Source organism: Ruegeria sp. CL3 (assembly GCF_056536505.1).
In genome coordinates this window covers 117311-129636 of the sequence record NZ_JBQFPT010000010.1, presented here as the reverse complement: position 1 = coordinate 129636, position 12326 = coordinate 117311, and the positions used below count along the sequence as shown (strand labels likewise).

General features: G+C 59.2%; 9 protein-coding genes. 4 read left to right on the top strand and 5 right to left on the bottom strand.

Features of this window, described 5'->3' with window-relative positions; genetic code table 11:
* Positions 1-29: 29 nt before the first annotated feature.
* A complete protein-coding gene (locus ACR0NO_RS15935; protein ID WP_480724654.1) occupies positions 30-920 on the bottom strand; it encodes a CPBP family intramembrane glutamic endopeptidase in 891 nt (296 codons plus the stop codon).
* Complete coding sequence (locus tag ACR0NO_RS15930) at positions 913-4020, bottom strand: ABC transporter transmembrane domain-containing protein (protein WP_480724653.1); 3108 nt, start codon at positions 4018-4020, stop codon at positions 913-915. Before ACR0NO_RS15930 ends, ACR0NO_RS15935 begins: the two co-directional genes overlap by 8 nt.
* A gap of 203 nt (positions 4021-4223) precedes the next feature.
* Here ACR0NO_RS15930 and ACR0NO_RS15925 point away from each other — a divergent pair, with 203 nt between their 5' ends.
* The 3 genes from ACR0NO_RS15925 (at position 4224) to ACR0NO_RS15915 (ending at position 6960) form a co-directional block, all read left to right on the top strand.
* Positions 4224-4985, top strand: a complete 762-nt coding sequence (locus ACR0NO_RS15925) for a DUF6478 family protein (RefSeq protein WP_480724652.1) — start codon at positions 4224-4226, stop codon at positions 4983-4985.
* Positions 4986-4996: 11 nt separating this feature from the next.
* Entirely contained in the window at positions 4997-5356 is a 360-nt protein-coding gene (locus tag ACR0NO_RS15920) for a hypothetical protein (protein ID WP_480724651.1), read from the top strand.
* A 77-nt stretch (positions 5357-5433) separates the two neighbouring features.
* Positions 5434-6960 carry an MFS transporter gene (locus ACR0NO_RS15915; protein WP_480724650.1) on the top strand — a complete coding sequence of 509 codons (1527 nt, stop codon included), beginning with the start codon at positions 5434-5436 and terminating at the stop codon, positions 6958-6960.
* Between the two features lie 32 nt (positions 6961-6992).
* On the opposite strand, the gene ACR0NO_RS15910 is transcribed toward ACR0NO_RS15915, so the two are convergent.
* Genes ACR0NO_RS15910 through gpmI form a run of 3 tightly spaced genes read right to left on the bottom strand, consistent with a single transcriptional unit; the run spans position 6993 to position 10978 of the window.
* Positions 6993-8330, bottom strand: a complete 1338-nt coding sequence (locus ACR0NO_RS15910; protein ID WP_170377303.1) for a S41 family peptidase — start codon at positions 8328-8330, stop codon at positions 6993-6995.
* A gap of 6 nt (positions 8331-8336) precedes the next feature.
* Complete coding sequence (locus ACR0NO_RS15905; RefSeq protein WP_480541712.1) at positions 8337-9467, bottom strand: murein hydrolase activator EnvC family protein; 1131 nt, start codon at positions 9465-9467, stop codon at positions 8337-8339.
* The gene (gene gpmI / locus ACR0NO_RS15900; protein ID WP_480724649.1) at positions 9464-10978 is read right to left on the bottom strand and encodes a 2,3-bisphosphoglycerate-independent phosphoglycerate mutase; all 1515 of its coding nucleotides are present in this window, start codon (positions 10976-10978) and stop codon (positions 9464-9466) included. Before gpmI ends, ACR0NO_RS15905 begins: the two co-directional genes overlap by 4 nt.
* 213 nt (positions 10979-11191) lie before the next feature.
* Here gpmI and ACR0NO_RS15895 point away from each other — a divergent pair, with 213 nt between their 5' ends.
* A complete protein-coding gene (locus ACR0NO_RS15895) occupies positions 11192-12325 on the top strand; it encodes a DUF819 family protein (RefSeq protein WP_480724648.1) in 1134 nt (377 codons plus the stop codon).
* Position 12326: the final 1 nt, after the last annotated feature.

The window sequence follows — 12326 nt, the reverse complement described above, 5'->3', positions numbered from 1 at the left end:
CAAATAAGACGCAACGGAAAGAAATGCAATCAGCGCCTGATGACTAGTCGTGCTGTCAGCCAGCAAACCATCATCGAGCCGAAATCCACCCACAACCACTGCCGCAGCACGCCACCGTCCGACATATCGTAGGGCAGCACGAAAAGGGCCAGACCACTGAGCGTATCGGGCAATGAGATAATCAGGAGAGAGATCACATTATTGAAGAAATGCAAGGCGATAGCCGGGCCCAAAGTGCCGGACCGAGCCGTCAGATCAGCCGCCAGAACGCCGAACACGCAGGACCAGACCGCCACCAAGAGCGCGTTGTCCCCAGCGATCCCCGGCGCATAGTGACCCGCTGCAAACAAGGCCGAAGGCACGCCTACCCAGATCAGCGGTGACTGGAAGCGCGCGGCCAAGGATTGCTGTAGGTAGCCGCGAAACAGGATCTCTTCGGCGCTGGTCTGAATCAGCACGGCGCCTGCCGCAAAAGGCAGAAGCACAATCCAGGTCGAGAAGGCAAGGTTCTGGGTAAGCGGATCCCCCATTCCGTAGGGCGGTAGGGCTGCCAGTGCCAGACCGAGAACCACCAGGGCTACCAAAACCCGTGTGAATTGACTGATCGCCAGGCGGCGCTCTCCGAGAATCGCCCAAAGCGTCCTTTGCTGCATCTGTTTTGCAGCAACAGCGACGCCAACTGTCAGGAACCCAAAGCTGGCCAGTAGGACAAATGTCGCGAGGGGGGACGTGCCGCGCAAAAACCCTTGGGCCTGAGAGGGGGGGATGAGGGCTCCGATGATCGCAAAAAGAACAGTGTTCGCCGCCAAATAGAGCGCGCAAACAATCACCAGCCCGACCAGCAACCGCCACAGATCAGGGCGCGCGCGGGCGTCGCGCACCAGATGTTCATGCGCGGTATAGGCAGCGGGTTCAATCATTGTCATCTGCCTCGTCAAGAATGGTTTCCTGTACCACGTCCGGGAAGACATCCGCCGGATTTGCAACCGTGTTCACGCGCGTGGCGAGCGTAGTCAGGTATCCCGCGACAGTTTGCAGCAACTGCGTCGCGACCGAGGCGTCGCTTTCGACAACGGCGCGCAGTTCTTCGGCTCCAATACGCAGGAAGGCGCAATCTGTGTTGGCGACCAGATCAAGTTGTCGGCGGTCACCGGTGATGATCGACAGGTCCCCGATCAGGCGGCCCGGCTCAACAATCGATATGGGGCGTTTGTTGCCATCTTCATCCGACCAGTCCAACCGGGCCTGACCCCGAATGCACAGGTAGGCTGCGTCCGCCGTTTGCCCGCGCGAAAAGATCACCTGCCCCGCCGCAACGTCGTACCATTGCGCCGAGAACGCCAGCAGCCGTTGGTTCCGCGCGTCGATGCCCGAGAAAAGCTCGGTGGTCGAGACAATTTCGAGCTTTCTGCTGAGGTCGGCAGTAGCTCCTTCTTGATGCAGAACGGGTGTGCGTGAGACACCGTCGATGCGGCCATCCTTTACCTCGACGAACAGATCATAGGCTTCGGGATGGGCAAAATGATCCTCCATGAAGATCATGATCGACTCGGGCAGCAATTCCCGCAGGCGCAGCCGGGTGCGCAGGCGGCTTTCCGAATCGTGGCTGGCGAGCGCCTTGTCGAGGACCAGGATATCGGGTCGCTTGATCCCTGCACGCGAGAACGATGCGCGTTCTTGGAACACCGTAGGCAGGTTGTTCCCCCCCAAGCCCGAGGGCAGGTCGAACATGGTGGCCGCAGCGCGGCGGCGCAGGCCGGCCTCATTCACGGCCTGGGCGACCAGATCTTCGATCTCTTCGGCGTGGGCGCCTGCCATGAGGGAAACGCGCCCATAAAGGACATTCTCGATTACGGTCAGGCGCGGGAAGTAGGCGTCAGGTGACAATGGAACGAACATCCCATCCAGCGCCTCATGCATGGCGGCGGATTGCTGTTTTCGGATCGCAAGGATCTTGTCCTTGTATTCATCCGGAAAGTCGGGGCCAATTTGCTCGGCCGTCAACAGGAACGGCACCGTCAGCATCAACGCACAATCCGGTTCTGAGACCGCATCGTCCCCTTTGGTTTTCAGGCGATCCTTGATGTCCAAAAGCCTGTGATACATGTCTTTGGACATTCCCAACCGTAGGAAAAGCGGGTGATCGGTGCCATCGCGACCAAAGGCCTGGTCCAACGTCTCGATCACGGTGCTGGCCATGTTCATTGCTTCCTCGGCCAGATCATGGCTGCGCAACATGTTGCGGAACCGCTGATCACCAGCCAACGACTCGGGTGTGATATCCCGCGCGGGCGTTGCAAACAGCAAGTTGCCACCCAAAGGCACTGCCGGATTAAACTGATCCGGGTCGAACCGGTAGACATAGCGATCGAGGCCCTTGTCCTGCAATTTCTGGGCCACTGTCTCGCGAAGTTTCACAAGCTCTTGCGCCAAGCCTGGATGCAATTTCGGGTCAAACTGCGTGCGCAGGGTGCGTCGCAACATGAACTCGTCAATGCCCATCGCCTCGACCAGTTGGAACCACCACGCTCGGATGTCGTCGATATCGTCCAGCCCGGCCAGCCCCGGATCGACCCACTCATCCTCGAGCGAATCTATCGGATTGCCAGACCGAACGGCCTCGATCTGGCGGCGGGTCGGAGCCTTCTTGGCCTCAGTCTCGTGCTGAGGATATGGGCGCAGCGGCATCAGCAGGTTGTCACCCAGAGTTCCATCGAACAGGTAGGGCCGCGAGTAGGCGTATCCGATCCGAGCAGCAATCACCGCCTGATGCAGTTCGTTCAGATTGTGCCCGGCCAGGAGGACCTCGCCCTGAACCGGCACCACCTCACGCGTCAGAAGCTGCGCCAAGGCGGTGCGTTCGGCCGCGTTGGTCGACTGAATCGCCACCCGCGCGCCTTTGGGAATTCTCAAATCGATATCTTCCAGAATGGTTTTGCCGTCATCATCGCGCACGGTGATGTTCCGCAGCTCAATATCACCTGTGAGGTGCGGAATGACTTCGGGCCGGCCCTCGAACAGGTGTTCGGGGATCATGTTGGATGGGGCGAAGCGTTCGGTCACGATCTCCCATCGCAGCGACATGTCCTGCACCTGATTGTAGTAGGTCAGCAGGTCCTTCCAAGGGCCGCTCAGATCCTTGTACGCCCCCAAGGCTGCCACCAGAGCACCCACCGTCACCTCACCCGTGATCGCCAGATATCCACCAACCGAGTAGAACAGGAACGGCGTCATCTGAGTTATCAGATTGTTGAGGAACTTCATGAAGAACTTTTTGTTGTAGATCTTGAAGCGGATCTCGAACAGGTTCCCCAGACGGTAGCTGAACTGCGCCAACCGGTAGCGCCAGCCGCCATTGGTGCGCAGATCGCTGATCCCGGCGGCACTCTCGCCGATCTCGGAACTCAGGTGGCGGACTTCCTGAATGCGCTCTTTGTTCAACAGGTTGATTTGGCGTTGCAGTTTCGGGATCAACCACGCCTGCAGCGGGATGAGGGCGATACTGGCCAGCCCGAACCAGACGCTCTGCATGAACAGGAAGGTGACAATGGTCATCATCTGACCGAACTGGAACACGGGCTGGGCGATAGCGTCGCCCATCAGACCGCCCATCGGCTCGGCCTCGGAAGTGATCATCGAAACCAGCTCACCCTGGCTGGTGGTAGCGAAATACGATTTCGGAAAGCGCATCGACCGGTTGATCAGGGTAAACCGCAATCGGCGCAACATCCGTTCCGCCAGAACGCCCTTCATCGTGTTGATGCGCATCTTCATTAGGCCGCTGGCGATCACGGTTGCCAGAAAGGCAAAACACAGGATCATAAGGTATTGAATCTGCGTGACGGTCACCCCCCAGATCGTGACCGTATCTGCCGGCGCACCAATGGCGTCGTTGATGATTTGCTTGGGCAGCTCAAGCGAGGCATAGAGGAACGGAAACGAAATAACCGTCAGAACCAACAGCACAAGCTGTTGTTTTTTCGAGTGTTTCCAAATGAACGAAAACAGGGTGGGTTCCATGGCCGGGCCTTGTCGAATGAAAACTGATGCGTGGCGTGGTTGCTGGCTACCCACTTTTTCAAGAGGCCCGACCCTAAGCACAGACCCGACGTAATGCAAGAACCGACGGTGGCCAGACCCACCGAAATCCGACAGATCAAAATTCCGGGTTTGTCCCTCGCCCGCTCTTTGACTAAAGAGGTCCTACGTCGGACGAAGGGACCATGGGCAGGATTCTCGAACGCTATTTTCACCGCAGGGTTTTGGACCGCTGGCGCAAGGCCGCGCAGATGGCGGCTAACGCCCCTCAGGCCGAACTGCGACGCCAGCGCGACAGTGCGCGCGCCCTGCAAACACAGCTCAGGCAGGTGATTGACACGGCAGATATGCGGCTGCGCGACCCTCAAATCGGCTCGAACCAGTTTCCCAAACCGATCGGCACGGATTGGAGCTGGCGCCCCGATCTGTGGCGCTGGCCCCTTACAACCCCTGGCCTTGCCTCACCCCCGCGCAAAGCGTCCCTCAATGATCAGGTGCAGGTGTTTCATGACTGCCCACAGGCCGAGATCGCCCTGCGTCAGAACCGCAACCGTCTGCCCAATGATCTGGCCCCTTTCAACTTTGAGGTCGAGGTTTTTGGTTTCGAAGGCAGTTTTCTGTCGCTTTCGATCCAACTGCCTAGCGACGCCTCTCAGGGTCTGAGCCTCCAGCACCTTATCCGTCTGGATACGCATATTGACGCGGAACAGGAGATTGACCTCTTTGCCCGGCTGAACATCCTGAGCGGCCCGAATACCGAACAGGTTCTGCGCAAGCTTGATCTGACCAACCCGTCGCCCAGCGTCGATTTCGATCTGGCCCATCTACCGTTGAATGAGAAACGGATCGAGAAGGTCTGGTTGGACCTAATCCTTGAAAACCCCGGCATGAACAGAGTCACTCTGCGCGACCTGACTTTGTGCCGCCACCATCGCGCTGATTTGTGAGGTCCTTGGGAATGACTGAGCCACTATTGACCCGAACCCGGTTTGAGAACGGAATTTGGCAAGGGCATCTGCGCGCCCAGACCCAGCCGGATATACAGGTGTTGTACCGTGGCGAAGATGTCGAGGGCGTCACTCTCTCGGATGCCGAGGACGGCTGGTCCGTGACCATCCCGGTGCCGATCGCAGCTCTGTCGGACGGGGTCCATTGCTTTGTCATATCCGAGCGCTCAACGGCCAAGAAACTCGGTGATTTCACGGTGATCGCGGGCGAACCTACCGCCGACGACCTACGCGCCGAAGTCGAGCTATTGCGCGGTGAGCTTGACATGCTCAAGCGAGCTTTTCGCAGAATTTGCCGGGACCCGAGCTGAGCCACTACCCGGGTTTTCCTATCTTTTTCGCCATTTACATGCATCATTGAGGCAGCCGCAATACTCCGGAAGCCGCCATGGATCGCAAAAGTATCATCAAAGTCATTGCCTTGATGGTGACCGCATTTGGCATCGGCATCGACTTTACCGGGGCTCTGATGCTGGTTCCGTCAATCGAAAGCAGCTTTGACGGCGATATCACCAGCACCCAGTGGGTTCTGAACATTTACGCACTGTTCTTCGCCATGACCATGGTCGCCGGAGGGCGTTTGGGCGACATGTACGGACACCGCAGAGTGATGATCATCGGCCTGTCGATCTTTCTGTTTGCCTCGGTGATGTGCTTCTTCGCCCCCGGCCTCGATTTCCTGATCGGCGCGCGTGCCTTGCAAGGCATTGGTGCAGGATGCGTCTGGCCCTGCACCTTGGCCTTTGGGGCCACCAAAGTCTCCAAACAGGAACACCGCGCGCTTGTCATGGGTCTGATCCTGGCGGGCGTGACCACGGGCAATGTATTTGGCCCAATGATCAGCGGACTTGCCGTCAGTTTCGGTGAATGGCGATACTTCTTCCTCGCCAACGTCGTGTTCTCCTGCATCTCGATGGCAACCGCACTGATTTTGATGGAGCGGGAGACCCAGCACAAACAGGGCGAACATATCGACTTTGCCGGGATGGGGATCCTGTCCTTTGCCGTGCTTCTGTTGCTCTATGGGTTGGACGTGGGGGCCGATTGGGGCTGGTCGTCGATCCCGCTTTTGCTGCTATTCTTTGTTAGCGCCATTCTGTTCCTGCTGTTTCCGCGCGTTGAAAAGCGGGTGAAAGAGCCGCTCCTGTTGCCGCAATTAATGCAGAATAGAGAGTTTCTGATCACGCTTGGCCTGAATATGTTCAACGTCTCAGCCGCCTTCGTCGCGTTGTTGTACTTTCCGCAATACATGCAAAAGGTGCTGGGCTGGACGACTTTCCAATCGGCACTCGGGCTGGCCCCTCTGACCATCCTTCTGGCGGTGGGGTCGATCGTCTCTGGCACCCTTTACAATGATTTCGGCCCCAAACGCCTGCTGTTTTGGGGCTATGTTCTGGCGACCGTTGGGTCGGCCAGCATCGTCATCTTGCCCAGCAGTTTAGGCTACTTCCACATCTTACCGGGTATGGCCATGATCGGGCTGGGTGCGACCCTGACGGTCGGGCCGTCCGGAACCGCTGCGGTCTGCGCGGTCAAACCCGAGCGCGCCGGGCTGGTTGGTGGCCTCAGCTTCATGACGCATCTGGTCTACGGGGCAATCTCGGTCGCCTGTGCGACGGCCATCATGTATGCGGTGTCCCTGTCTACCTTGCGGGACAAGCTTGCCGCCGCCGGGATTGATCTGACCGACGCCGAGCAACGGGCGATCAACGGCGGTTCGCTCAGCACGGACTCGGCACAAGCGGTGATGGCAAAGCTGAACGCGGATCAAGTGGAGGCGGTCAAGTCCGCGCTCACAACCGCCTTTGACAGCGGCATGAGCATGGCGTTCATCTTTTCCACGATCTCGGTCTCGTTGGGTATTCTTCTGGCACTGATGCTAGACGAAGCCAAGCTGCACAAGATCGAAAGCTGAAAAGGGCCACGCTTGGCGCGGCCCTTTTGATTTTACTGAGACGGGCCGTCAGGATTGAACGCCGACAGACCTTTGAGGATGTCGATGGCATAGGCCAGCTGGTAATCCTCTTCCCGCAGCTCAGCGGTGGCTTCAGCTTTGGCGCGGTCTTCTTCGATCTGGCGGATTTCATCCTCGCTGAGGCTGTCGTTATTCAGACTGCCGCGAAGATCCGCCTCGGAGCGTGCCGGACGATCATCCTCTTCTTCAGTTTCCGGAGCCGGGCGCGGTTGTTCCACGATGATGTCCGGGCTGACACCCAACGCCTGGATTGAGCGGCCAGACGGCGTGTAGTAACGCGATGTGGTCAGACGCATCGCACCGTCACCGCGCAGCGGCATCACCGTTTGCACCGAGCCTTTACCAAAGCTCTTGGTGCCAACAACAATCGCGCGACGGTGGTCTTGCAGGGCGCCGGCCACGATTTCAGAGGCCGAGGCCGAGCCGCCATTGATCAGCACCACAATTGGCTTGCCTTCGGCCAGATCACCGGGAGTCGCGTTGAAACGCTCGCCATCCTGGGGGTCACGCCCACGGGTCGACACGATCTCACCTTCGTTCAGGAACGCGTCCGAAACCTTGATCGCCTGCGTCAGCAGACCGCCTGGGTTATTGCGCAGGTCCAGCACAAAGCCATTGACCTTGTCGATTCCGCCCGCTTCCTCGATCTGTTCTTCCATTCCGGCCTGCAGGTTGGGGAAGGTCTGATCGTTGAACGTGGTCACCCGCATGACAACGCTGGTGCCCTCGGTCCGGGCGCGTACGGCAGTCAGTTTGATCGTGTCACGAATGATGGTGACATCGAATGGATCAGGCTCACCCTCACGTACAACGGTGATCACGATTTCCGAGCCGACAGGGCCGCGCATCAGCTCAACCGCCTTGTCAAGCGTCAGGCCCAGAATGCTTTCGCCATCTACATGGGTGATGAAATCTCCGGCCTCGATCCCGGCCTCATCAGCCGGCGTGTCGTCGATCGGAGAGACAACTTTTACAAAGCCTTCCTCTTGCGTGACCTCAATGCCCAGCCCGCCAAACTCACCTCGGGTCTGGACGCGCATTTGCTCGGCATCGTCGGGCGACAGGTAACTGGAATGCGGATCAAGCGAGGTCAGCATGCCGTCAATCGCAGCTTCGATCAGCTCTTCCGGCTCAACCTCTTCGACGTATTGCGCGCGGATCCGCTCAAAAATATCACCGAACAGGTCGAGTTGCTGGTAGACATCGGCCTTGCTCTCAGCCTCCTGCGCCAGCAGGGGTCCTGCGATCTGAGTTGTTGCAATGATGCCTGCAACCGTTCCGGCCAGTCCGGCCATCACAAATTTCTTCATACTCGTTTATCCATCCTTGCTGGTCCGAAACCACGACTCGGGGTCCACGGGGCTGTTATCTTCTCTGACCTCTATATAGAGCGTTTCTGACCGGTCAGTTCCAGTGCCATCACCACGAGTTGACAAAATAGCACCGATTTCCGGCGTTTCACCGGGCATCAAACCGACCGGAGTGCCCTCAGGTATCACTTGACCTATGTCTCCGTAGACTTCCTGCAAGCCCGAAAAGACAAACAGAAGGCCCGGCTGAGGCTCTAGAATGATCAGATTGCCAAGGTCCAGAAGCGGCCCCCGGTAGCGAATTGTGGCCGCTGTGGGCGTCGTTACCAAGGCGCGAGGGCGCGCACCAAGCACGAGACCCGGCCGCGTTACGCCTGCTGCGTCTGTTTCCCCGGCCCGGTGCAATAGGACGCCCTGGACCGGCAGAGGCACGTCGCCTTTGCGGCTTTGAATAGAGTCGTCACTTTGCGCGATCTCCCCTTCCGAGATTTCGGATAGGCCAGTTGCGAACCCATCGAGTGTTTCGGTCGAAGAGATCAGGATCGCCGTTTTGATCGGGTCTTCAACAAAGCGCTGCGGCAACCCGGTGCGATCCGCGATGGCCTCGCTCAGGCGGGTGCGGGCGGACTGCACCCCCGTCAATCCTTCTGTCAGGGTTTCCGCCGCATCCTGCTGCAACAGGCGCAGGGTTTGAACCTCTTGCAAATCCTGTGCCAAAGCCTGCGCCTTGGCATTCAGGCCCGGTGTCACCTCGGACAGCATCATCCCGGCCCGCGCAGCCCCCAAGGGGCCCGAAGGGTGCAACATCAGCACCGGTGGGGTGGTCGTTTCTATGGTCTGCAATACACCCAGCAATTGCGCCACGTCCTGTTCCCGCGCGCGCAGCTCGGCCGACAGCTGCGCCTCGCGCGTGGCGGCCATGCGCAACCCGTCCCGCATGGCGGACAACCCAGCCTCATAGGCTTGGATTGTCTCGGTCAGAGCGCGCACCCGGTCGCGCGCGCTTTCTGCCTCGGACAACGAGATTGACGCCTGTTCCAACATCTCGGCCGCCGCCAGCGCCGCTTGAGATGGGGTGTTCTGCGCCTCCGCCGGGCCACACAAAACCACTGCCAAAGCTGCGGCAAGAACCCTCATGAGAGCAGGCTTTCCCCAGTCATCTCAGGCGGTTTGGGCAGGTTCATCAGGGCCAGCAAAGTGGGCGCAAGGTCCGACAGTCGCCCGGAGCGGAGCGTCGCCCCCTCGGGCCCGCCGACCAAAGCCACCGGCACCGGGTTCAGCGTGTGCGCGGTGTGTGGGCCACCTGTGTCCGGGTCCACCATGACTTCGCAATTGCCGTGATCGGCGGTGACGATCATCGCCCCCCCGGCTTTTTCCAGTGCGGCAACCACACGGGCCAGACCTTGATCCACGGCCTCGCAGGCTTTGATTGCAGCGCCAAGGTCTCCGGTATGGCCGACCATATCGGGGTTGGCATAGTTGGTGACGATCAGATCATAGCCTGCCTCGATGGCCTCAATGAACTTGTCCGTCACCTCGGCTGAGGACATCTCGGGCTGTAGATCATAGGTGGCCACTTTGGGCGATTTGGGCATGAAGCGATCTTCGCCAGCTTCGGGGACCTCCTTGCCGCCGTTCAGGAAGAAGGTGACATGGGGATATTTCTCGGTTTCGGCCAGACGGAACTGGCGCAATCCCTGCTTGGCCACCCACTCGCCCAGAGTGTTCACGATGGCCCGTTTGGGGAACACGGTCGTCATATAGGCGTTGTGGCCGTCGGAATATTCGACCATGCCCAACAATGCGGACAGAACCGGACGCGGGCCTGTGTCGAAATCGTCAAAGCCCGGCTCGGCAATCGCGCGCAGAATTTCCCGCGCGCGGTCGGCGCGGAAATTCAGGCAGAAAAACCCGTCACCATCTTTGACACCGTCATAACCTTCCAGCACGGTCGGCACGATGAACTCATCCGTCTCGGATTGGTTGTAAGCGTGATCGACTGCCGCATGCGCCGCGGTACCGGCACGGCCCTGTCCTTTGATCATGGCGTTGTAGGCTTGGCTGACACGCTCCCACCGGTTGTCGCGGTCCATGGCGAAGTAACGCCCGCAAACGGTGACGATACGCGCGCCTTCGGGCAGACGTTCCTCAAGCTCGGAGATGTAGGTGAAAGCAGATTTCGGAGCGACATCGCGCCCGTCGGTCACTGCATGCAGAGCCACCGGAACGCCGGCATCCGTGATCGCATTGGCCGCCGCAACGATGTGGTTCACATGCCCATGGACACCGCCATCCGAGGCCAGCCCCATCAGATGCGCCGTGCCGCCCGTGGCTTTCACCTTAGCAATGAAAACTTGCAACGCGTCGTTTTCGAAGAATGAGCCATCCTCAATCGCCAGGTCAATCTGGCCCAGATCCATCGCTACAACACGGCCCGCGCCGACATTGGTGTGCCCAACCTCGGAATTACCCATCTGACCGCTGGGTAAGCCCACATCCGGGCCATGCGTAATCAGCGTGGCATGCGGGCCCTGCATGATCGCATCGAATGTTGGCGTATCGGCCAAGTATGGCGCGTTGGCCTGAGTGTCTTCGGACAATCCCCAACCATCAAGAATACACAGGACTACGGGTTTGGGCGTGGCCATTTTGGTCTCCGGTAACTGCTCTTAGCGAACCTTCTATCGCCTGACCGCTTTGGGGTGAACCGCCTTTGCGCCCATCGGCGCAGAATTAATCGTTTCGTAAACCTACCCTGACACCCGGATTTCCTTACCCGAAAGGAACGTGAACCTTACGTCAGACCACCTTGTGCGAACCGCGTCGTGCTGCCTAGTCTCACCCTCAGGGAGAGGGAACCTATGCAGCCAGAGATCGCCGTTTTCGCACTGATCTACCTTTTGGCGCCCGCCGCGATGATGCTGCTTACGCGGCATTGGACTTTGGCCGGGCGGCTGGGGCCGATTGTGCTGTGCTATATGGCCGGGTTGGCGTTGGGGCTGTCTGGTCTGCAACCCGACGCGGCTGGTCAGGTCCGTGACGGGGTCATGGAGGCAAGTTTGGGACTGGCCCTGCCTTTACTGCTGTTTGGAGTAGACCTTGGGGCTTGGGGGCGCATCGCAGGTTCCGCGCTTATGTCGATGGCGCTGGCCGTTGTCTCGGTCACACTCGTTGCGACGGGCCTTTTCTTTGCGTTTCAAACAGGCGGTACAGCGCAGAGTGAGCAGCTCTCCGGTATGGCTGTGGGGATGTATACGGGCGGCCTTGCGAATATGGGTGCGATCAAACTGGCGCTGGATATCCCCGAGAACCGATATCTGCTGTTTGCAACCGTCGATACTGTTGTCGGCGCAGGTTACCTGCTGTTTGTTCTGACACTGGCCCCGTTGGTTTTCGCCCGCTTTCTGAAGCCGTTCCCGGGTGATCGCGACACGCAGGCGCCCGCAGCGGACGAAGCCAATGCGCCGAATATGCTCCGTCAGGGGGTGGCGGCTTTTCTTGTTAGTGCATTTTGCGTGGCCGCGGCGGTACTTCTGACCCCTCTGTTCAGCTTTGCACCATCGCAGGTCATGACCGTGGTTCTTCTAACGTCGCTGGGTCTGCTCGGCTCGGTCACGCCGTCGTTGCGCAAGAACCGCGCCGCACCTCATATGGGCATGTATCTGCTCTATGTATTTTCGTTCAGCGTTGCGGCGTCGATGGATCTGGCGGAGTTGCGCGATATGGATCTGTCCGTTCTTGGCTTTGTGCTGATCGCCACCTTCGGCAGCTTCGGTCTGCACGCGCTGCTTGCACGTGCCGCCGGGGTCGACAGGGATACGTTCCTGATCACCTCGGTCGCTGCCGTTATGTCGCCTGCTTTTGTGCCCATGGTCGCGCGCAGCTTGCGCAACCCTGCGATCTTGATGTCAGGCATGGCAACCGGCATTCTTGGCTTTGCCATCGGGAACTATCTGGGCATTTCACTGGCGCTGCTGCTGGCAGGAAAGGGATAGG

Coding starts and splice junctions, on each gene's coding strand:
- ACR0NO_RS15935 (WP_480724654.1), bottom strand. CDS start 920: ATGATTGAACCCGCTGCCTATACCGCGCATGAACATCTGGTGCGCGAC.
- ACR0NO_RS15930 (WP_480724653.1), bottom strand. CDS start 4,020: ATGGAACCCACCCTGTTTTCGTTCATTTGGAAACACTCGAAAAAACAA.
- ACR0NO_RS15925 (WP_480724652.1), top strand. CDS start 4,224: ATGGGCAGGATTCTCGAACGCTATTTTCACCGCAGGGTTTTGGACCGC.
- ACR0NO_RS15920 (WP_480724651.1), top strand. CDS start 4,997: ATGACTGAGCCACTATTGACCCGAACCCGGTTTGAGAACGGAATTTGG.
- ACR0NO_RS15915 (WP_480724650.1), top strand. CDS start 5,434: ATGGATCGCAAAAGTATCATCAAAGTCATTGCCTTGATGGTGACCGCA.
- ACR0NO_RS15910 (WP_170377303.1), bottom strand. CDS start 8,330: ATGAAGAAATTTGTGATGGCCGGACTGGCCGGAACGGTTGCAGGCATC.
- ACR0NO_RS15905 (WP_480541712.1), bottom strand. CDS start 9,467: ATGAGGGTTCTTGCCGCAGCTTTGGCAGTGGTTTTGTGTGGCCCGGCG.
- gpmI (WP_480724649.1), bottom strand. CDS start 10,978: ATGGCCACGCCCAAACCCGTAGTCCTGTGTATTCTTGATGGTTGGGGA.
- ACR0NO_RS15895 (WP_480724648.1), top strand. CDS start 11,192: ATGCAGCCAGAGATCGCCGTTTTCGCACTGATCTACCTTTTGGCGCCC.